The organism is Microbacterium sp. LWH12-1.2 (assembly GCF_040675825.1).
GTDB lineage: Bacteria > Actinomycetota > Actinomycetes > Actinomycetales > Microbacteriaceae > Microbacterium.
In genome coordinates this window covers 2,025,900-2,046,408 of the sequence record NZ_JBEGIJ010000001.1, presented here as the reverse complement: position 1 = coordinate 2,046,408, position 20,509 = coordinate 2,025,900, and the positions used below count along the sequence as shown (strand labels likewise).

Below are 20,509 nucleotides of genomic sequence, written 5' to 3'. Positions count from 1 at the left end.
CCGCCGATCCGCACCCCGCTGCATTGTCAACGCCCGATCCCGACAGTGCAGGCACGCCTAGACTGGAGGGGTGGTGAGACTGTTGATCATCGGCGGCGTCCTCGCCGCCGTGTTCTGGGTGTTCAGTGTCGTCGACTGCGCAGTGCAGCCGGCGACGCGGCACCGTGGCGTGTCCAAGGCCGCATGGCTGGCGATCGTCGTCCTCATCCCGGTCATCGGCGGCATCCTCTGGTTCGTGATCGGCCGTCGCCGCGCGAACGACAACGGCGCGGTCGTCTACATCCCGCCGGATGACGACCCCGCGTTCCTGCGCAGCATCAACAAGACCGAGCAGGATGCCCGCATCCAGCAGCTCGAGGAAGACCTCGCGCGTCTGAACGACGAGACCGACGAGGGTCCGACGCCGGAACCGCGCCCGTGACCTCGTCGCCCGCGACGGATGCTGCGGCATCCTTGATCGCGGACCTCATCGGGCACGGCGTCCGCGATCTCGTGCTCTCACCCGGCTCGCGCTCGCAGTCGCTGGCCCTCGCCGCCATGCACTTCGCCCGTGAGGGCACCCTGCGGGTGCACGTCCGGATCGACGAACGAGTCGCCGGGTTCACCGCGCTGGGCATCGCGCGCGAGACCGGAGTTCCGGCCGCCGTGCTCTGCACGTCGGGGACGGCGGTGGCGAACCTGCTGCCGGCTGTGATGGAGGCGTTTCACGCCGGCGTTCCGCTGCTCCTGCTCACCGCCGATCGGCCACCCGAGCTGCGTCGGGTCGGGGCGAACCAGGCCACGATTCAGTCCGGCATCTTCGACCCCTGGGTGCGAACGGCGATCGATGCCGCGGTTCCTGGCGACGGGGAGTGGACCGGATTGGCCGCGCTGGCGGTCGCCGCCGCGATGGGGGCGTCGGTCGAGAACAGGCTCCCCGGTGTCGCCGGCCCCGTGCACCTCAATCTCCCCTCGCGGGAGCCGCTGTCCGGCGTCCTGCCCGAGATCGAGGTCTCGCAGGGGCAGGCTCCCCGACCGCCAGCGGAAGAGCCACTGTTGCTCGAGCGCGGTCCGCGTACCGTCGTCATCGCCGGCGCCGACGCCGGACCCGATGCCGAGGAGATCGCGCACGCCGGGTCCTGGCCACTGATCGCAGAGATCGTCAGCGGAGCGCGGTTCGGCCGTCACGTCGTGCACGGCTATCGCGCCCTGCTGAGCGACGACGGCCTGGGCGGGCGAATCGAGCGGGCTGTCGTCTTCGGGCATCCCACGCTCAGCCGCGAGGTCGCGCGGCTGCTCTCCCGATCCGATGTCGACGTCATCGCCATCCGTCGCGGCGGCGAGGCGCTGAACCTCAACCACCGCACGCGCGCGGCCGCGTCCGTCTCGATCGAGGACGGGGCGCCGGATCGCGCCTGGCTCGGTGCGTGGCTGGAAGCGTCGGCCGCGGCAGCCGTCGACCTCAGCGAGCGGGCACCCGACCAGGACGGCCTCGCGTCGGCCGACTTCGCCACCCGCCGTGATGCGGTGAAAGCCGAACTCGACGCCGTGCGTCGCCCGCTCGATCGGGAACTGCTCGTCGACGCGGTGTGGCGGGCGACCTGGCCGCACGACCGGCTCATGTTCGGATCCTCGCGACTCGTGCGCGTCGCCGACGCCGTCCTCGGCGGCAAGAAGGTGCCCGTGCACGCCAATCGCGGGCTCGCCGGCATCGACGGCACGATCGCGACTGCGACGGGCATCGCCCTCGCCAGTCAGGCCGACGGAGCGCCCGGCGTCACGCGGGTGCTGCTCGGCGATCTCGCTTTCCTGCATGACGTCGGCGCGCTGCTGCTGCCACCGGACGAGGCCGAGCCGCGTCTGCAGGTGGTCGTCGGAAACGACGGCGGCGGCACGATCTTCGACGGACTCGAAGTGGCGGCATCCGCGCCGCGCGCCGACCTCGACCGTGCGTTCTACACTCCGCATACGGTGCGCCTGGAGAATCTCGCCCTCGCCTACGGCTGGGAGTACCAGCGCGTGACGACCCGGACGGCGCTGGATCAGGTGCTGACGACCCCGTACGGGGGCCGCCAGCTCATCGAGGTCCCCCTGGCCCGCTGAGCAATTCCCCTGCGGGACTGCCGGATCGTGACGGTATTCGGCAGGATGAGGTCATGACTGCGCACAGCTGGACGACAGAGCCCGCCGACATCCTCCGCGTGGGTGAGGGCTTCCAGCTCGCCGATGTCGATCCGGACAGCACGCCGGGATTCGACGGCGACAAGGTTCGATGCAAGAAAGAGCTCGCGGCGCGCGTCACGGAGCTCGATGCTCTGCAGGAGCGGTTGTTCGCCGAGAGCCGCGTCGGCGCGACCACGGATGCCGTGCTGCTGGTGCTGCAGGCGATGGACTCCGCGGGCAAAGGCGGCATCGTCCGGCACGTCGTCGGGGGAGTCGACCCGCAGGGTGTGCTGCTCACGGCGTTCAAAGCGCCGAGCGACGAAGAGCGGGCGCACGACTTCCTCTGGCGCATCGAGAAGCGCCTGCCGGCGCACGGTTTCATCGGCGTCTTCGACCGCTCGCACTACGAGGACGTGCTGATCGGTCGCGTCCGCGCCCTCGCTCCCGACGAAGAGATCGAACGCCGGTACGAGGCCATCAACGACTTCGAGGCGCGCGTGGCGGCATCCGGAACGCGCATCATCAAGGTCATGCTGCACATCTCACCGGATGAGCAGAAGGAACGGTTGATGGAGAGACTCGACCGTCCGGACAAGCACTGGAAGTACAACCCGGGCGACGTCGACGAGCGGATGCGGTGGTCGGACTACATGGCGGCATACCAGACCGTCTTCGAACGGACGGCGACGGATGCTGCGCCGTGGTTCGTCGTGCCGGCGAACCACAAGTGGTACGCACGCCTCGCGGTGCAGGAGCTGCTGCTCAGCGCGTTGCAGGACATCGACCCGCAGTGGCCCGTCGCCGACTACGACGTCAAGGCCGAGAAGAAGCGCCTCGCCGCCAGCTGACCGCGCCGGTCCATGATTCCACTCTCTCCTCGGTCGTTGAGCGACACTTCGACTCGCTTCGCTCGCTCAGTGCGGGTCTCCGCGAGTCGAAACGTGCCCAACCGGCGTCTGACGTTGGATAAGCGCGTTTCGTCTCGTCGCTGCGCTCCTCGCTCAACGACCGAGAGTTGCGGGTCAGGTCAGGTCAGGCCAGGGCGTCGACGAGCGGGCGGAACTTCACCCGGGTCTCCAGCAGCTCCGTCTCGGGATCCGAGCCCGCGACGATTCCCGCCCCTGCGTAAGCCGTAACGCCGATCGCGTCGCCATCGTCTCCGGTGTCGAACTGGGCGCAGCGCAGCGCGATCGCCCATTCGCCATTGCCCGCGGCATCCACCCACCCGACCGGTCCGGCGTAGCGCCCGCGGTCGAAGGGCTCGAGCTCCCGGATCGCCTGGATCGCCGCATCCGTCGGCGTGCCGGCGACGGCAGCGGTGGGATGCAGAGCACCGACCAGGTCGAGGGCCGACTCGCCGTCCGACAGCTCGCCCTCCACGTCGGTCGCGAGGTGGAACAGGTTCGGCAGCTTCAGCAGGAAGGGCTGCTCGCTCGCGGCCAGAGCGCGGGTATGCGGGCGGAGTGAGGCGAGCACGCTCTGCACGGCGTACTGGTGCTCGTCGAGGTCTTTGTCGCTGGAGGCGAGGGATGCCGAGACAGCCGTGTCGGCATCCGCGTCGGCACCGCGGCCGATCGTGCCGGCGAGCACCCGGGCGGTGATCGTGCCGTTTTTCACGGTGACGAGGGTCTCGGGGCTTGCGCCGATGAGGCCGTCGACGGCGAACGTCCAGGTGTCGGGATACTCGGTCGCGAGCGCCCGCACCAGTCGGCGGAGGTCGGAGCCCCTGGGGATCGAGCCGGTGAGGTCCCGCGCGAGCACGACCTTGCTCAGCTCGCCGGCCGTGATGCGTGCGAGAGCCTGACGCACCGACTCCTGGTAATCCTGCGGAGTCTGCAGACCGGGGCCGACCGTGCCCGCCCAGTGCGGGCCGTAGGTGCGAAGGCCCTGGTCCGCCACGAACTCGCCGGCGGACGAGCGGACCCGCGTGCGCCAGAAGCGCCCGCGGTGCCGGCCGAAGAGCAACGAGGGCACGACCAGCACGCTGTCGGCAGTGGAGTCCTCGTCGAACGCGAACGCGCCGAAGGCCACGAGTCCGGACCCGGGCAGGCCGACGGGGTCGTCGATCTGAGCGGATGCCGCGGCATCCCGCCAGGCTTCGGCGATCAGTTGCGAACGGGGAGCGCCGGAGTCCGCCGGAACGCGGATCACGAGCGGGGATGCGGAGCCCGCGGCGACGATCCCGTCGCCGCGCCGAAGCCAGGCGAGCGGACGGGCAGGGTCCGCGTAGGCGAGGAGGTCCTCGACCGGATCGATCTCCCGTGTCTCCACGACCAGGTGAGTGGTGTTCACGCGTCCAGCCTATTCCGCCGCGGTGAGTCGACTTGCCGGGATGCCTAGAGTGAAACCATGAGTGCACGTCGTCCCGAGCCCGGTTCCGAGATGATCATGCAGTGGCGCAAATGGGACGGCTCGGCGCACTGGCGGCACGAGTGCGTGTACCTCGGCTCCGACGAGTGGGGGGACTGGCTCGGGCAGCCGACTGGCTGGCGCAGCGCCCGCCCCGGGGCATCCTTCATCGCGGCCACCCCGAACGTCACCCTGGTGCCCGCAGCCGGCGACTTCGCCCTCACCGTCAATCGCGATCACCCCAAGCGGATGCGGATCTACATCGACCTCGGCTGGGACATCCGCTGGTCGGATGATCCGCTGCTCGTCACGGGGATCGACATGGATCTCGACGTCGTGCGCGTCGAAGGCGAGCGGGGCACCTGGGTCGATGATCGTGACGAGTGGGCGGAGCACAGCATCCGCTACGGATACCCGGCCGAGGTCATGACGCACCTCGAGGCGCTCGCGCTCGACCTCGAGGAGCGCGTCCGTGCGCAGCATCCGCCCTTCGGCGATGCGGTCCCCGACGTCTGGCTCGACCGTCTCGAAGCTCTCGCACTGGCACCGACGCCTAAACTCGACCTATGACCCCGAACGAGCCCAATCGCCCGGACCTCGGCAAGGACCCCGCCCGCGTCAGTGCGATGTTCGACCAGGTCGCGGCGGGCTACGACCGCACCAATATCGCGATGACGTTCGGCAATGACGCGCTCTGGCGTGCTGCGACGACCCGCGCTGTCGCGCCGAAGCCGGGGGAGCGCATCCTCGACCTCGGCGCCGGAACCGCATCGTCGTCCGCGTCTCTCGCTCGCAGCGGAGCCGATGTCGTCGCCGCGGATTTCTCGCCGGGGATGCTCGCCGAGGCGAAGCGCCGCCACGGCAGCATGCGCAACCTCTCCTTCGTCGAGGCCGATGCGACGAACCTCCCGTTCGGCGACGCCGAGTTCGACGCCGTGACGATGTCGTATGCACTGCGGAACGTGAACGACCCGAAGAAGGCTCTCGCCGAGCTGTTGCGGGTGACGAAGCCCGGTGGCCGACTGGTCATCAACGAGTTCTCCACGCCTCCCGGCAAGCTGTTCCGCTTCGCCTACCGCGTCTACAACGACCAGGTGCTGCCGCGGGTCGCCCGCGTCGCCGGCACCAACGGCGAGGCCTACGACTACCTCAATGAGTCGATCCGTGAATGGCCGGACCAGAAGAAGTTCTCCGGGTGGATCCGCGAGGCGGGCTGGACGAACGTCGCGTACCGCAACCTCGCCATGGGAATCGTGGCTCTGCACCGTGCCACGAAGCCCGCGTAGGAACGGCGCGCAAACGGTGCACGCGACGAAGGTAGGCTGAGAGACGTGACTTCGAGCCCCGCCGCCCCGGGTTCGCGCCTGGCGAGCCGACTCGGCTTTAGCGACCGCGTGTTCATCGGTCGTGCCGCCCGCCGCGTGGCCCACACGATCGAGACCGGCCTCGAACTGGTCGAGACGGGTCTCGCTGAAGACCTCCGCGTCGCGGACTCCCTGGCGGATGCCGCCAGCCGCTATCTCTACGAGGCGGGTGGCAAGCGCATCCGCCCCGTGCTCACGCTGCTGGCCGCGCAGCTCGGCGACGGCAACACCGACGCCGTGATCGACATCGCCAAGGCGCTGGAGATGACGCACCTCGGCTCGCTCTATCACGACGACGTCATGGACGGCGCGGATCGTCGTCGCGGCGTACCGGCGGCGCACGCCGTATGGGGCAACAGCGTCGCCATCCTCACGGGTGACATCCTCTTCTCCCGCGCCAGCCAGCTCATGGCCAGGCACGGCGATCGCGCGATCCGGCTGCAGGCCGACACCTTCGAACGTCTGGTGCTCGGTCAGATGCACGAGACCATCGGCGCGCAGCCCGACGACGATCCGATCGCGTTCTACATCCAGGTGCTCGCGGACAAGACAGGTTCGCTGATCGCCGCCGCGACGCAGGCCGGCGTGATCTTCTCGAACGCGCCATCCGAGTTCGAAGAGCCGATGCGCGTCTACGGCGAGAAGATCGGCGTCGCCTTCCAGCTTCTCGACGATGTGATCGACCTGTCCGCGAAGCCCGAGGACACCGGCAAGGTGCCAGGCACCGACCTGCGTGCAGGTGTGCCGACCATGCCGTATCTGCTGTTGAAGGCCGAGTCGGATGCCGCTGCCGGTGCTCTCGCCACGCGCATCGACGAGGGCGTCGCCCTGATCGCCGACGGCGCGGATGCCGCGATTCTCGACGGCCCGCTGGCGGAACTGCGCGACCATGCCGTGACGCAGAAGACGCTCGAGCTCGCCCACACCTGGACCAGGGATGCTGTCGCGGCCCTCGAACCGCTGCCTCAGGGCCCGGTGCGCGATGCGCTCACCCGATTCGCCGAAACTCTCGCAGAGCGCTCGAGCTGAACGCGGCTGCTGACGAAAGGATCCCCATGACCAAGCTCAGGCTGGCCATCGTCGGGGCGGGACCGGCAGGCATCTATGCCGCCGACATCCTGCTCAAGGCCGAGCGCAAGTTCGACGTCTCCATCGATCTCTTCGAGCAGCTTCCGGCGCCGTACGGCCTGGTGCGCTACGGCGTCGCCCCCGATCACCCCCGGATCAAGGGCATCATCAACGCCCTTCGCGACGTGCTCGACCGCGGCGACATCCGGATCTTCGGCAACGTCCGCTTCGGCACGGACATCGATCTGGAAGACCTCAAGAAGCACTACAACGCCGTCATCTTCGCGACCGGCGCGATCCGGGACACGTCGATGGACATCCCCGGAGTAGACGCGGTCGCCTCCTACGGCGCCGCCGACTACGTCAGCTGGTTCGACGGCCACCCCGATGTGCCGCGCGAGTGGCCGCTGGATGCCGAGTCGGTCGCCGTGATCGGCAACGGCAACGTCGCCCTCGACGTCGCCCGGATGCTGGCCAAGCACGCCGAAGATCTGCTCGTCACCGAGGTTCCGGCCAACGTCTACGAGGGACTCAAGGCGAGTCGGGTCACCGACGTGCACGTCTTCGGACGTCGTGGCCCCGCACAGGTAAAGTTCACCCCGCTGGAGCTGCGCGAGCTCGGCGAGCTGCGCGATGTCGACATGGTCGTCTACGACGAGGACTTCGACTACGACGAGGCTTCGAAGGATGCTGTCGCCAGCAACAAGCAGGTCATGGTCATCGACCGCGTCCTGCAGTCGTGGCGAAAGCGCGATTCGGTGAACAACGCCGGTGGTACGGCATCCCGTCGCCTGCACCTGCACTTCTGGGCGCGTCCAGTCGAGATCCGCACGGATGAAGACGGCCGGGTCGCCGCACTCGTCTACGAGCGCACGCAGCCCGATGATGAGGGCGCTGCCGTCGGAACCGGCGAGATGCGTGAGGTTCCGATCCAAGCTTTGTACCGGGCCATCGGCTACTTCGGATCCCCGCTTCCCGGTGTGCCATTCGACAAGAAGCACGGCGTCATCCCGAACCGCGAGGGACAGGTGCTCGCCAAGGACTCCAACCAGCGTGTGCCCGGCATCTACGCGACCGGCTGGATCAAGCGCGGACCGGTCGGACTGATCGGCCACACCAAGTCCGACGCGATGGAGACCGTCCGTCACATCATCAACGACCAGGGCTCCTGGTGGCACCCGGAGGAGCTGTCCGAGGCGGCGATCCCGGCACTGCTGGCGGAGCGCGGCGTGCAGTGGACCGACCTTCAGGGCTGGCACCGCCTCGACGAGCACGAGGTCGCCCTGGGGGCACCCGAGGAGCGGGCGCGCGTCAAGGTCGTACCGCGCGACGAGATGGTGCGCATCTCTCGCGGCGAGTAGCGCGCCGCGGCCTGAGCGTCGTGCGGTCGAAGGACGGCTAGCCTGGCGGCATGGCCGATTGGATTCCGGATGTGCTCGGGGACGAGTTCGAGCAGTTGACGCTCGAACTCGACGACGACACCGAAGGGCCGGTCGTCGCGACGCTCGTGCGTGCGCTGCCGGTCGAGGCGACCTGGTGGCAGCGGCTGCAGGGGCTGCGACGTCTGCTCGACGGAGTCGACGTGCTGTACGTGCACGGCTGGTCCGACTACTTCTTCCAGAAGACGCTGGCTCGATTCTGGACGTCACGCGGTGCCCGCTTCTTCGCGCTCGACCTGCGCAAGTACGGCCGCAGCCTGCGCGACGGTCAGACGCCGGGATACATCGCTGACCTCGCCACCTACGACGAGGACATCGCGGCGGCGCTGGCAGCCATGGGACGCGGGACGGATGCAGGGGCATCCGGTCGTCGACTGGTGCTGTTCGGGCACTCGACCGGCGGCCTGATCCTGAGCCTGTGGGCATCTCGCCATCGCGGAGTCGCCGACGCCGTGATCCTGAACAGCCCGTGGCTGGAGTTCCAGATCGCACCGGCGAGGGCGGCCATCGCACCGATGGTCGAGCTGCAGGCGCGGTTGCGTCCACTCGACGTCGCACCCCAGGTCGATCTCGGCTTCTACACCCGTGCGCAGCAGGAGGTCGCCGACCCGGACGACCCGATGGACGTGAATCCGCTGTGGCGCCCTGCGCAGACGATGGCCGTGCACGCCGGATGGCTGCATGCGATCCTCAGCGGGCATAAGGCGGTCGACGCCGGTCTCGCGATCGATGCTCCGGTCTGCACGCTGCTCTCGGCGCGCAGCGCGACGCCGACGCGGTGGTCAGAAGATCTCACCTCGGCCGACACCGTGCTCGTCGTCGACGACATCGCGCGGGCCGCGCTCAAGCTCGGGTCGTCGGTCACGGTGGAGCGCATCGATGGTGCGCTGCACGACGTGTTCCTCTCCCGGCGCGATGCGAGGCAAGACGCCTACGTCCGGCTCGATCGTTGGGCGAAAGGGTGGGTCGCCGCTCGGCGCTAGTCCGCGCGGGCGAGGACACCCGATACGATTCGCGTGAGTTCCACGGCGGAACCGGAGGGCAGGAGCACACGATGACGACGACCGACACCTCGACGCGACCGAACAGAACCCGTGCGACCGTTTTCGCGATTCTGAGACTCGCCGTCGTCGCCCTCGTGGTGACCGCGATCGTCGCGACCTTCTTCGACACGGCGACCCGGGCCACGATCAACCCGTTCAACTTCTTCGGGTTCTTCACGATGCAGAGCAACATCATCACCGCTGTCGTGCTGCTCCTCGCGGCCGTGGCAACCCTCACCGGACGCACGCAGACGCCGGGGCTCGTGCTCGCTCGCGCGTGCGCGACGACCTACATCGTGGTCGTGGGCATCGTCTACAACACTCTGCTCACCGGCCTGGAAGGCGGCGTCTCGCTGGAATGGGCGAACTGGGTGCTCCACGTCGCGTTCCCGATCTACGCCGCGGTCGACTGGGTCTTCTTCGGCGATCGCACAGCTCTGCCGTGGAAGCAGCTCTGGGTCGCGCTGATCTACCCGGCGGTCTGGATCGTCGTGGTCCTCATCCGTGGAGCGACCGACGGCTGGGTGCCCTACCCGTTCCTCGACCCGGCCACCGGCTATGGGACCGTCGCGATCTACTGCGTCGCGATCCTCGCCGTGATCATCGTCGTGGCAACGCTCGTCTTCGCCGTCAGCTGGATGCGCAAGGCGAAGCCCTAGCGTCTGGCCGCCGGCTGACCCGCGGTCAGCGGTAGTTGATGAACTGGAGGTCGACGTCGAGATCCGCGCCCTTGAGCAGCGAGATCACGGCCTGCAGATCGTCGCGGCTCTTGGACTGCACGCGCAGCTCATCGCCCTGGATCTGGCTCTTCACGCCCTTGGGGCCTTCGTCGCGGATGAGCTTGCCGATCTTCTTCGCGTTCTCGGAGGAGATGCCGTCTTTCATCGTCGAGACGATGCGGAACTCCTTGCCGCTGGCGAAGGGGTCACCGGACTCGAGGCTCTTCAGTGAGATCCCGCGCTTGATGAGCTTCGTCTGGAACACGTCGAGGACGGCCTTGGCGCGCTCCTCGGTGTTCGCGATGATCAGGATCGATTCGCCACTCCACGCGATAGACGCGCCGGTTCCCTTGAAGTCGTAGCGCTGCTCGATCTCCTTGCGGGCCTGATTCAAGGCGTTCTCTGCCTCTTGGTGGTCCACTTTCGAGACGATGTCAAAGGAGCTGTCAGCCATGCCCCCATTCTACCGATCAGCGGGCACAACGGAATTTTGGAAGCGCTTGCACAGCCCGGGCGCCCAGCAGCTGGGTCACGGATCGATATCGACGCCCATCGGGCGTTGCTTCTCTGTCGACTTTCATTGCATACTGTAAGCGCTTGCAGTAACGCAGGCTTCCAGCATTGAGAGAGGCATACACCAATGAAGGTGAACAAGAGGGGCATCGTCGCCTTCGGCGCCATTGCCATGATTTCGACTCTGACGCTCGCCGGTTGCTCGACCGGATCCAGCGACGACGGCGCATCCGACGGGGACAAGGCCAGCGCGCTGACCGTCTGGGTCGACGCCGAGCGCGTGGACGCGCTGCAGGGCGCCGCGGACGCGTACGAGGAGAAGACCGGTGTCAAGGTCGAACTCGTCGGCAAGAGCGTCGATGACATGAAGGACGACTTCATCCAGCAGGTTCCGACCGGCAAGGGCCCCGACGTGGTCATGGGAGCGCACGACTGGCTGGGCGAACTGTCCACGAACGGCGTTGTCGCTCCGCTCGAGCTCGGCGACTCGGCATCCGACTACCTGCCTGTCGCTGTGCAGGCAGCCACGTACGACGGAACCGTCTACATGCTCCCCTACGCCGTCGAGAACATCGCGGTGCTCCGCAACGCCGATCTCGTCCCCGCGGCAGCGACCAGCTTCGATGACATGATCTCGAAGGGCAAGTTCGTCGTCGAGCAGGGCGCCGAGGGCAACCCGTACCACCTCTACCCCTTCCAGACGGCTTTCGGTGCTCCGGTCTTCGGCACTGACGAGTCCGGCAGCTACGACTCCGCCGACCTGCAGCTCGGCAGCGAGGGCGGCACGGCCTTCGCCAGCTGGCTCGCAGCTCAGGGTGCGGCAGGCACGCTGAACACCGATGTCGACGGTGAGATCGCCAAGCAGCAGTTCCTCGACGGCACGGCGGCTTTCTGGCTGACCGGCCCGTGGAACGTCGGCGCAGCAGTCGACGCCGGCATCAACGTGGCGATCGACCCCGTGCCGAGCCCGACCAGCGAAGCGGCTTCGCCGTTCGCCGGCGTGAAGGGCTTCTTCGTCAGCGCCGAGTCCAAGAACAAGGTCGCCGCGAACGACTTCCTGGTCAACTACATCGGCACCGAAGACGTCCAGCTCGAGCTGTTCAAGGCCGGCAACGTCCTGCCCGCGCTGACGGCTGCGGCCGACTCCGCGGCATCCGACCCGATCATCGCCGGCTTCCAGTCCGTCGGTGCCGACGCCGTCCCGATGCCGGCCATCCCCGCGATGGGTTCGGTCTGGCAGTTCTGGGGCGTCGCAGAGGCAGCGATCATCAACGGCTCCGACCCGGCGACGACGTGGCAGAAGCTCGTCGACGACGTGACGGCCGCCATCAAGTAACGGTTCCACCACCCCTGCCGGGGCGGGCGATCATCGCCCGCCCCGGCAGATCCACGACGGGGACGAGATGACAGACACCACTGAGACCACGGCGCCTCCCACCAAGAGACAGCGCCAGGCCGCACAGATCGCCGAGGCCGCATCCGGTCCGATCGGCTGGATGCTGCTGAAGATCCTGCTGCTGGCGGTCGTCGACGCGATCGCTCTCTACGCGGTCTTCGTCCTCTTCGGCCACCAGGAATGGGTGCTCCTCGCCCTCGTCGTCGCCGTCACCGTCCTGGTCAACTACATCTACTTCTCGCGCAAGCGCGTGCCGGCGAAGTACCTCACGCCCGGCATCATCTTCCTGCTGATCTTCCAGGTGTTCACGCTCGTCTACACGGGCTACATCGGGTTCACGAACTACGGCACCGGGCACAACGGCACCAAGGATCAGGCGATCTCCGCGCTCCTCGCCAAGTCTCAGGAACGCGTCGAGGACTCGCCCACGTACCCGGTCAAGGTCGTCGAGCAGTTCGGCACCTACGGTCTTCTCGCCACCGACCCGGAAACGGGTGACGCTCTGCTCGGTACCAACGAGCAGCCCCTCCAGGAGGTCGACGCCGAATTCGAAGGCGGGCAGGCCGTCTCCGTCGACGGCTGGACCACCCTGCCGCTCGCGACCGTCTTCACCCTCTCCGAGGAGCTGGAGAACCTCGCGGTGCCGTTCAGCGACGACCCCAATGACGGCAGCCTCCGGGCGGCAGACGGGCAGAAGGGCAACCTCTACGTCTCGACGCTCGAGTACGACGCGGATGCGGACACCATCACCGACACCAGTGACGACGTCGTGTACTCCGACGTCGGGTCCGGGGCATTCACCGCCGAAGACGGCACCGAGATGCTTCCCGGCTGGCAGACCACCGTCGGTTTCGACAACTTCGTCCGCGCCGTGACAGACGAGTCGATTCGTGGACCGCTCATCTCGGTGACGGTCTGGACCTTTGTCTTCGCCCTGCTCTCCGTCGCGACCACGTTCTTCCTCGGCCTCCTGCTCGCGCTGGTGTTCAACAACACGCGGATGCGGTTCCGCAACGGATACCGGATCATCATGATCCTTCCCTATGCGTTCCCGGCGTTCCTCTCCGCCCTCGTCTGGGCCGGCATGATGAACGAGAGCTTCGGCTTCATCAATCAGGTCATCTTCGGGGGAGCGCAGATCCCGTGGCTCACCGACCCGGCCCTGGCCAAGGTGTCGGTCCTGCTCGTGAACCTGTGGCTCGGCTTCCCGTACATGTTCCTCGTCTGCATGGGCGCGCTGCAGGGCATCCCCGAGGATGTGAACGAGGCGGCCGTCATGGACGGCGCCAACCCGTGGCAGGTCTTCCGTCGCATCAAGCTGCCGCTGCTGCTGGTGACGGTCGCACCGCTGCTGATCTCGTCGTTCGCGTTCAACTTCAACAACTTCAACCTGATCTACATGCTCACCAAGGGCGGGCCGCGCTTCGAAGACGTGAGCATCCCCGTCGGGCACACCGACATCCTGATCTCGATGGTCTACAAGGTGGCCTTCACCGGCCAGAACCGCGACTACGGCCTGGCCTCCGCCTTCACCATCCTGATCTTCATCGTGGTGGCGACGATCTCGGTCATCAGTTTCCGCAAGACCAAGGCCCTCGAGGAGCTGAACTGATATGAGCACTTCCAGCCCCGCCACCGTCGAGCAACGCCTCGCCCCGCGTCGCCGCAGCCTCGGTGCCTGGTTCGCCGACACCGGATGGCGCCACCTGGTCGCCATCGTGGTGAGCGCGTTCGCGCTGTTCCCGCTGCTGTACGTGCTGTCGGCATCACTCAACCCGAAGGGCACGCTGACCGGATCCAACCGGCTGTTCTCCGCCATCGGCATCGACAGCTACGTGCGCATCCTCAGCGATCCGCAGAACCCCTACGGCCTGTGGTTCCTGAACACGCTGATCATCGCCGTCATCACGGGGGGCGCGACCGTCTTCATCGGCGCGTTGGCCGCATATGCCTTCTCGCGCATGCGCTTCGCCGGCCGTCGTATCGGCCTCGTCACGATCGTCGTCGTGCAGATGTTCCCGCAGCTTCTCGCCGTCGTCGCGATCTTCCTGCTCATGTCGACCCTCGGCGACTGGTTCCCGGCGATCGGCCTGAACACGCACACCGGCCTCATCCTGGTCTACCTCGGTGGCGCGCTCGGCGTGAACACCTATCTCATGTACGGCTTCTTCAACACGCTGCCGATGGAGCTCGACGAGGCGGCGCGCATCGACGGCGCCGGGCACGCGCGGATCTTCTTCACCATGATCCTGCCGCTGGTGGCGCCGATCCTCGCGGTGGTCGCACTGCTGTCGTTCATCGGCACGGTCAACGAATACGTGATCGCCAGCGTCATCCTCGGCGATGTCGAACAGCAGACATTGGTCGTCGGTCTCACTAAGCTCGTCGCGAACCCGCGTTACGCCGACTGGTCGGCGTTCTCGGCCGGCGCGGTCATGGCCGCAATCCCGGTGATGATCCTGTTCCTCTTCCTGCAGCGGTACATCGTCGGCGGGCTGACAGCGGGGTCCGTGAAGTAGGAGCTTCTCATGACTGTTCTGCTGCCCCATCACGATGGGTCGCCGCTCCACGTCTCGAACGACGCTCCGCGGCTCGGCGAGGTCGTCACCGTCCGCCTGCGGGTTCCGGCGGGGTACGGGCCGATCGCCGACATCCGCACCCGATCCAACCCCGACCATGAGCCGGAGTGGACGGCCGCAACCAGCATCGGAATCGCCGACGGCTGGGAGTGGTGGGAGGCGCCGATCACGGTGCGCAACCCGCGCCACGGTTATCGCTTCGCGATCGAGCACGCAGACGGCACGTTCGAATGGCTGAATCAGACGGGCATCCACCGCCTGGAGACCCTGGATGCCGAGGACTTCGCACTCGTCGCGAACTCGGCGCCGCCCGCCTGGTTGCATGAGTCCGTGATGTACCAGGTGTTCCCCGACCGCTTCGCGAGGTCGGCGCGGGCAGACGATCGGCCGACCCCGGACTGGGCGCTGCCGGCCGCCTGGACCGACCCCGTCGACCCGGTGATGCCGGCGCGGGCGACCCAGTTCTACGGCGGCGACCTCGATGGCCTGACCGAGAAGCTCGATCATCTCGTCGGTCTCGGGGTCAACCTGCTCTATCTCACCCCGGTGTTCCCCGCCGCCTCCAATCACCGCTACGACGCGTCCCGCTTCGACGCCGTCGATCCGATGCTGGGCGGCGACGAGGCCTACATCCGCCTCGTCGAGGCAGCGCATGCGCGCGGCATCCGCGTCATCGGCGACCTCACCAGCAACCACTCTGGCGATCGCCATGAGTGGTTCCGCGCGGCGTTGGGTCACCCTGGGGCTCCGGAAGAGGACTTCTACTACTTCACCGACGAGGGCAACACCGAGTACGAGTGCTGGCTGGGCGCCAAGAGCCTGCCGAAGTTCAACTGGGCATCCGAAGAACTCCGCGAGCGTTTCATCACCGGCGACGATTCGATCGTCGCGAAGTGGCTGAAGCCGCCGTACAACGCCGACGGCTGGCGCGTCGATGTGGCCAACATGACCGGTCGCCTCGGCGATATCGATCTCAACGCCGAAGTGCGCCGGCTGCTGCGCGAGACGATCCTGGGCATCAACCCGGAAGCGATCCTGCTGGGGGAGTCGACGAACGACGCGGCGAGCGATCTGCAGGGCGACGGATGGCACGGGGCGATGACCTACCCGTCCTTCACCCGTCCCCTCTGGGGATGGCTGAGCGAGCCGAACCTCGAGCCGTATCTGAATGCTCAGGGCGGCGAGGAAACCGTGCCCTGGTTCTTCGGGATGCCGATCGGCGGCATCCCGCGGTACACGGCGCGCGACTTCGTCGACGCGGTCACGCGGTTCACGGCCGGCATCCCGTGGCGGGTGCGCCAGGGGAACATGCAACCGCTGGACACGCACGACACCGGCCGATTCGCGACCAATGCCGCGCCGGGAACCATGCCGGTGGCGGTCGGGTTGTCGATGACGATGCCGGGGGTCCCTGTCGTGTTCGCCGGCGACGAGTTCGGTCTCACCGGGGTCGACGGCGAGGCGAGTCGCACGCCGATCCCGTGGGGCACCGAGACCGCCCCCGATGTGGCCGAGCGGCTGTCCGTGTATCGCGATCTGGTCGCGCTCCGGCGCGGGCATCCGGTGCTGGGAACGGGCGGGCTGCGGTGGCTGCACGTCGACGATGCGGCCGTGGTTTTCGTTCGGGAGTCGGCCGACGAGTCGGTTCTGGTGCTGGCGACGAGGGACGGTGTGGATGCCGGGCTTCCGGCGGGTGCGCTCCCTGGCGCTGCGGCTGCCGAAGCACTGTTCGGCGAAGCGACGCTCGCCGTGGCATCCGATGGCTCCGTCGACATCGTCGCCGAGGGGCCCGCATTTGCGGCCTGGAGCCTTCCCGGCGTGACCTTCCCGGCGTGACCTTCCCGGTTCGCTGAGGGGAACGCTGGTCAGTCTTCGGCCGCGACCTGCTGCTTCTGGCCGCCGCTGACGGATGCCAGGACCTCGTCCTGAGTGACCGTCACGGCGAGCCACAGCGCACCCGTGAGAACCGGGTTGCCGTCGACCCTCGTCAGTAGCACGGGTGGCCGCGCGGTGACGATCGCGTACAGATGGTGCTGCACGAGGCTGCGAAGACGGTCGGATCCGGCCGCGGCGAGGGAGCCGGCGAGTACAAGGAGTTCCGGGTCGATGATCGCGACGACGGCGGACAAGCCGAGGGCGAGGCGGCGTGCGATCTCATCGAGCGCGGCTGCAGCGCCCTCGGCATCCGAGTCGACGGCCGCAGCCAGCGCGTCGGTGACCGTGTCGCCCGTGAACCCGTGCTGGCGGAGAACCTCTTCGAGCGCCGGTGCGCCGGCTAGAGCCTGCATCCCGTTGCTGCCGTACTCCGGCGATTCCTGCACGGTCGGGGCGCCGGGAATGGGCATGTCAGAGATCTCGCCCGCGCCACCGGTGAGCCCGCGATGGAGCCGGCCACCCAGCATCAGCCCCATTCCGATCCCGTCTGAGACCCAGAGCAGCGCGAAGCTGTCGAGGCCCTCGGCGGCACCGCTCACCCGTTCTGCGATCGCAGCCAGGTTGACGTCGTTCTCGATATCGATCGGAACGCCGACACGCGCCTCGATCGTGCTGGAGAGTCCTGCCCGTTGCCACCCGGGGATGTGTGCGGCGAAGCGCAGGCGATCCGTGGTCGGATCGATCGCTCCCTGGATGCCGATGACGACCCGGCGTAGATCGGTGAGGTCGATCCCGGCGGCTGCGCAGGCGCCGGCGAGGGCGGCATGCACGTCCGCCGCCGGATCGGGGATCTTGCCCGACAGGGTCGGAAGCTCGAACTCGCCGACGATCGCGCCGGCAAAGTCGACCACGGCGGCAGCGATCCGCTCGGGGGTCACGTCCAACGCGGCCATGTGGGCGATGCGCGCATCGGCGCTGAACAACTCGGCGGCACGACCGATCGCGCCGTCGCGGTTGCCATCGCTCTTCACGAGCGACATCTCCCGCAGCTGGGAGAGGAGATGGGATGCCGTCGGCTTGGAGACGCCGAGACTGGCCGCGATCTCCGGTCGGGTCAGCGGACCATGATCAAGCAGCAGACGGAGTGCAGCACGAGCGTTGATGGCCCGGACCACGCCGGTGCCGATGGGAGGGCTGGCGCCGGTAGGTGGATTGAGCACGGTGTCCTCGAGGATTCTGGGTCGGGTGAAATCGAATGCTACCGAAGCTACGCCCCGGTGAACGCACTGAGAAGTATCGAGTTCACCATTGCGTCCGGGGGATGCTCGGTGTATAACTTCGGAAAGGACGTTTCTTAACGTTCAACCCGACCCCCCTCGGAGGAACTCATGCGTCATCGTCGACCATTGCTCGCCTTACTGGCTGCGGCCCTCGTCATACCCCTCGCCGGGGTAGTGGCGACGTCCGCGCAGGCGGCGCCCGTCACCCTTCGCGACCCGATCAAGCGCGAGGTCGCCATGGCGGTCATGATCTCCGCCGAGAACTCGGACATCGCGTGGTGGACCAAGTACGGCTATATCGAGCCCATCAACGACCACCGCGGCTACACCGCCGGAATCGTCGGCTTCACGTCGGGCACGGGCGACATGCTCGAGCTGGTGAAGTACTACACCAGCAAGGTTCCGAACAACAACCTCGCCAAGTGGATCGACGAGCTCGAGGATGTGAACGGCACCGACAACATCGGCCCGCTCGGCTCTGCATACGTGGCGGACTGGGAGGCAGAGGCTCAGCAGCCTCGCTGGCAGCAGGCGCAGCGCGACATGGTCAACCGGATGTACTTCGATGTGTCCGTCGACCAGGCCATCGCCGACGGACTGGGCCCGCTCGGCCAGTTCATCTACTTCGACGCCTACGTCATGCACGGCGACGGCGGCGACACCGGGTTCGACGCGATGCGCACCAGGACGCGTGCGAAGGCGAAGACCCCGGCCTCCGGTGGCACCGAGGCGGCCTATCTGAAGGCCTTCCTCGACGAGCGCCGCACGACGATGAAGAACGCGCCGGAAGACGTGGATGGGGCATGGGAAGACACCAGCCGCATCGACACCGCGCAGCGTGTCTTCCTCAACAACGGCAACTTCAACCTCAACACGCCCCTGACCTGGGCCGTGTACGGCGAGTCCTTCTCGCTTCCTGCCACCGTGACGCCGCACTGGCCGGCCGACATCCCCTACACGGACCCCGGTACGCCGACGCCGACTCCGACGCCCACCTCGAACCCGGGCACCGGCACGCTGATCTCGAAGAACCGGCCGGCGACGGCATCCACGGTCGAGGCACCCGGGCATGAGGCCGCGAAGGCGGTGGACGGCGATGTGAGCACGCGCTGGGCGAGCACCGAAGGTGTGGAGAACCAGTGGGTACGCGTCGACCTCGGCGCTGGTGCGAAGGTCGACAAGGTGGTTCTGAAGTGGGAGGCGGCCTACGCCTCGAAGTACCGCATCGAAACCTCCAACGACGGCACCACCTGGACTGTGCTCAAGACCGAGTCCGCCGGCAACGGTGGCACCGACGAGCACGCTGCCCTGAACGGCACCGGGCGGTACCTGCGCATCTTCGGCACCGCGCGAGGAACGGCCTACGGCTACTCGCTCTTCGAGGTCGAGGCCTACGGCACAGCCGGTGGTACGACGCCGACCCCGACGCCGACCCCGACGCCGACTCCGACCTCGACTCCGACTCCGACGCCGACTCCTACGGCCGACGTGCTGATCTCCAAGAACAAGACCACCACCACCTCCACGGTGGAGGCGGCGGGTCACGAGGGTGCCAAGGCTGTTGACGGCGATGCCGCCACACGCTGGGCGAGCGAAGAAGGCGTTGACCCCCAGTGGATCAGCGTCGACCTCGGTACCGGAGCGAAGGTCAACAAGGTCGTGTTGAAGTGGGAGGCGGCCTATGGCAAGAACTACACCATCGACATCTCCAACGACGGCACCACCTGGACCACGCTGAAGACCGAGTCCGCCGGCAACGGTGGCACCGATGAGCACGTGAACTTGAACGGCACGGGACGCTACCTGCGCATCAAGGGCACCGCACGCGGCACGACCTACGGGTACTCGCTGTTCGAGCTCGAGGCGTACGGCACAGCCGGTACCGGTGGGGGCAACCCCAACCCGGGTACGTCGTTCACGGTGGTCGCCGCTGGCGACATCGCCGGTCCTAACTGCACCACGCGTGGAGTGCCGACCGACAACGGAGACATGCAGTCCGACTGCAAGCACTTCGAGACGTTCGACCGTGCGAAGGCGATCAACCCGGCGTTCTACATCACCCTCGGCGACATGCAGTACGACGACGGTCACATGGAGGACTTCATGGGCGCGTACAACAAGACCTGGGGCACGGTCAAGAACAACACCTGGCCCGTTCCGGGCAACCACGAGACGTACGACGACTACGAGAACCTCGACCCGAAGGCGTACCGCGACTACTTCGGAAGCCGCGCCACGCCTCAGGGCAAGATGTACTACAGCTACGACTACGGCAACTGGCACTTCATCGCGCTGGACTCCAACAACGTCGATGACCAGGCGCAGCGCGACTGGCTGGCGGCGGACCTCGCGTCGAACACCAAGCAGTGCGTGGCCGCGTACATGCATCACCCGGGATTCAGCTCGGGCAGCCACGGCAACGAGCCGGTGGCCCAGCCCTTCTGGAAGATGCTCGCGAACGCGAATGTTGAGATCGTGCTCAGCGGACATGATCACGACTACGAGCGCTTCGCCGCGATGAACGCCTCTGGCGCTGCCTCCTCCTCGGGGACGGTCCAGATCGTCAGCGGCCTCGGCGGTCACGAGATGCGCGACTTCGGCAACACGAAGCCGAACAGCGTGAAGCGCATCAACACCGCGTACGGGGTGTCGCAGCTCGACTTCACCGACACCACCGTGACGCACAAGTTCGTCAACATTGCTGGCAACGTGCTCGACAGCAACACGATCACCTGCCACTGA

At 67.3% G+C, this 20,509-nt stretch carries 17 protein-coding genes; 14 read left to right on the top strand and 3 right to left on the bottom strand.

Annotated features, from left to right (window positions below; all coding sequences use genetic code 11):
• The first annotated feature begins 70 nt into the window (after positions 1–70).
• The 3 genes from MRBLWH12_RS09950 to MRBLWH12_RS09940 are packed head-to-tail and all read left to right on the top strand — an operon-like array spanning position 71 to position 2,990.
• Positions 71–421: a PLD nuclease N-terminal domain-containing protein gene (locus tag MRBLWH12_RS09950; protein WP_341973725.1), complete on the top strand. Its 351-nt coding sequence runs from the start codon at positions 71–73 to the stop codon at positions 419–421.
• The gene (menD, locus tag MRBLWH12_RS09945) at positions 418–2,082 is read left to right on the top strand and encodes a 2-succinyl-5-enolpyruvyl-6-hydroxy-3-cyclohexene-1-carboxylic-acid synthase (protein ID WP_363548556.1); all 1,665 of its coding nucleotides are present in this window, start codon (positions 418–420) and stop codon (positions 2,080–2,082) included. Before MRBLWH12_RS09950 ends, menD begins: the two co-directional genes overlap by 4 nt.
• Before the next feature lie 53 nt (positions 2,083–2,135).
• Positions 2,136–2,990: a polyphosphate kinase 2 family protein gene (locus MRBLWH12_RS09940; protein WP_363548554.1), complete on the top strand. Its 855-nt coding sequence runs from the start codon at positions 2,136–2,138 to the stop codon at positions 2,988–2,990.
• A gap of 184 nt (positions 2,991–3,174) precedes the next feature.
• On the opposite strand, the gene MRBLWH12_RS09935 is transcribed toward MRBLWH12_RS09940, so the two are convergent.
• Positions 3,175–4,434 carry an isochorismate synthase gene (locus tag MRBLWH12_RS09935; protein WP_363548552.1) on the bottom strand — a complete coding sequence of 420 codons (1,260 nt, stop codon included), beginning with the start codon at positions 4,432–4,434 and terminating at the stop codon, positions 3,175–3,177.
• A gap of 57 nt (positions 4,435–4,491) precedes the next feature.
• Here MRBLWH12_RS09935 and MRBLWH12_RS09930 point away from each other — a divergent pair, with 57 nt between their 5' ends.
• From MRBLWH12_RS09930 to MRBLWH12_RS09905, 6 genes are all read left to right on the top strand, one after another.
• Complete coding sequence (locus MRBLWH12_RS09930; protein WP_341973729.1) at positions 4,492–5,061, top strand: hypothetical protein; 570 nt, start codon at positions 4,492–4,494, stop codon at positions 5,059–5,061.
• A complete protein-coding gene (locus tag MRBLWH12_RS09925; protein ID WP_341973730.1) occupies positions 5,058–5,777 on the top strand; it encodes a ubiquinone/menaquinone biosynthesis methyltransferase in 720 nt (239 codons plus the stop codon). Before MRBLWH12_RS09930 ends, MRBLWH12_RS09925 begins: the two co-directional genes overlap by 4 nt.
• Positions 5,778–5,822: 45 nt before the next feature.
• On the top strand, positions 5,823–6,884 hold the full coding sequence (locus MRBLWH12_RS09920; RefSeq protein ID WP_341973731.1) for a polyprenyl synthetase family protein: 1,062 nt from the start codon (positions 5,823–5,825) through the stop codon (positions 6,882–6,884).
• A 26-nt stretch (positions 6,885–6,910) separates the two neighbouring features.
• A complete protein-coding gene (locus MRBLWH12_RS09915) occupies positions 6,911–8,284 on the top strand; it encodes an FAD-dependent oxidoreductase (protein WP_363548549.1) in 1,374 nt (457 codons plus the stop codon).
• 50 nt (positions 8,285–8,334) lie between these two features.
• Positions 8,335–9,345 (top strand): alpha/beta hydrolase, encoded by a 1,011-nt coding sequence (locus tag MRBLWH12_RS09910; RefSeq protein ID WP_363548547.1) that lies wholly within the window; start codon positions 8,335–8,337, stop codon positions 9,343–9,345.
• Positions 9,346–9,416: 71 nt separating this feature from the next.
• Positions 9,417–10,064 (top strand): Pr6Pr family membrane protein, encoded by a 648-nt coding sequence (locus MRBLWH12_RS09905; RefSeq protein ID WP_363548545.1) that lies wholly within the window; start codon positions 9,417–9,419, stop codon positions 10,062–10,064.
• A 25-nt stretch (positions 10,065–10,089) separates the two neighbouring features.
• On the opposite strand, the gene MRBLWH12_RS09900 is transcribed toward MRBLWH12_RS09905, so the two are convergent.
• Positions 10,090–10,578, bottom strand: a complete 489-nt coding sequence (locus MRBLWH12_RS09900; RefSeq protein ID WP_341973735.1) for a YajQ family cyclic di-GMP-binding protein — start codon at positions 10,576–10,578, stop codon at positions 10,090–10,092.
• 186 nt (positions 10,579–10,764) lie between these two features.
• Between MRBLWH12_RS09900 and MRBLWH12_RS09895 the strand changes: the two genes are divergently transcribed.
• From MRBLWH12_RS09895 to MRBLWH12_RS09880, 4 genes are all read left to right on the top strand, one after another.
• Entirely contained in the window at positions 10,765–11,973 is a 1,209-nt protein-coding gene (locus MRBLWH12_RS09895) for a sugar ABC transporter substrate-binding protein (protein WP_341973736.1), read from the top strand.
• Between the two features lie 67 nt (positions 11,974–12,040).
• Positions 12,041–13,645, top strand: coding sequence for an ABC transporter permease subunit (locus MRBLWH12_RS09890; RefSeq protein ID WP_363548542.1), 1,605 nt, complete (start codon positions 12,041–12,043; stop codon positions 13,643–13,645).
• A gap of 1 nt (position 13,646) precedes the next feature.
• Positions 13,647–14,552: a sugar ABC transporter permease gene (locus MRBLWH12_RS09885; RefSeq protein ID WP_363548540.1), complete on the top strand. Its 906-nt coding sequence runs from the start codon at positions 13,647–13,649 to the stop codon at positions 14,550–14,552.
• Positions 14,553–14,561: 9 nt separating this feature from the next.
• Positions 14,562–16,448, top strand: coding sequence for a glycoside hydrolase family 13 protein (locus tag MRBLWH12_RS09880; protein ID WP_363548538.1), 1,887 nt, complete (start codon positions 14,562–14,564; stop codon positions 16,446–16,448).
• A 29-nt stretch (positions 16,449–16,477) separates the two neighbouring features.
• Here MRBLWH12_RS09880 and MRBLWH12_RS09875 read toward each other — a convergent pair whose 3' ends face one another.
• Positions 16,478–17,707 carry an ROK family transcriptional regulator gene (locus MRBLWH12_RS09875; protein ID WP_363548536.1) on the bottom strand — a complete coding sequence of 410 codons (1,230 nt, stop codon included), beginning with the start codon at positions 17,705–17,707 and terminating at the stop codon, positions 16,478–16,480.
• A gap of 168 nt (positions 17,708–17,875) precedes the next feature.
• Here MRBLWH12_RS09875 and MRBLWH12_RS09870 point away from each other — a divergent pair, with 168 nt between their 5' ends.
• Positions 17,876–20,509, top strand: a complete 2,634-nt coding sequence (locus tag MRBLWH12_RS09870; protein WP_363548534.1) for a chitosanase — start codon at positions 17,876–17,878, stop codon at positions 20,507–20,509.

What these genes read in the sequence shown, in the direction of transcription:
- MRBLWH12_RS09940 (WP_363548554.1), top strand. Translation starts at nt 2,136, where the DNA reads ATGACTGCGCACAGCTGGACGACAGAGCCCGCCGACATCCTCCGCGTG.
- MRBLWH12_RS09930 (WP_341973729.1), top strand. Translation starts at nt 4,492, where the DNA reads ATGAGTGCACGTCGTCCCGAGCCCGGTTCCGAGATGATCATGCAGTGG.
- MRBLWH12_RS09925 (WP_341973730.1), top strand. Translation starts at nt 5,058, where the DNA reads ATGACCCCGAACGAGCCCAATCGCCCGGACCTCGGCAAGGACCCCGCC.
- MRBLWH12_RS09915 (WP_363548549.1), top strand. Translation starts at nt 6,911, where the DNA reads ATGACCAAGCTCAGGCTGGCCATCGTCGGGGCGGGACCGGCAGGCATC.
- MRBLWH12_RS09910 (WP_363548547.1), top strand. Translation starts at nt 8,335, where the DNA reads ATGGCCGATTGGATTCCGGATGTGCTCGGGGACGAGTTCGAGCAGTTG.
- MRBLWH12_RS09905 (WP_363548545.1), top strand. Translation starts at nt 9,417, where the DNA reads ATGACGACGACCGACACCTCGACGCGACCGAACAGAACCCGTGCGACC.
- MRBLWH12_RS09900 (WP_341973735.1), bottom strand. Translation starts at nt 10,578, where the DNA reads ATGGCTGACAGCTCCTTTGACATCGTCTCGAAAGTGGACCACCAAGAG.
- MRBLWH12_RS09895 (WP_341973736.1), top strand. Translation starts at nt 10,765, where the DNA reads ATGAAGGTGAACAAGAGGGGCATCGTCGCCTTCGGCGCCATTGCCATG.
- MRBLWH12_RS09890 (WP_363548542.1), top strand. Translation starts at nt 12,041, where the DNA reads ATGACAGACACCACTGAGACCACGGCGCCTCCCACCAAGAGACAGCGC.
- MRBLWH12_RS09885 (WP_363548540.1), top strand. Translation starts at nt 13,647, where the DNA reads ATGAGCACTTCCAGCCCCGCCACCGTCGAGCAACGCCTCGCCCCGCGT.
- MRBLWH12_RS09880 (WP_363548538.1), top strand. Translation starts at nt 14,562, where the DNA reads ATGACTGTTCTGCTGCCCCATCACGATGGGTCGCCGCTCCACGTCTCG.
- MRBLWH12_RS09870 (WP_363548534.1), top strand. Translation starts at nt 17,876, where the DNA reads ATGCGTCATCGTCGACCATTGCTCGCCTTACTGGCTGCGGCCCTCGTC.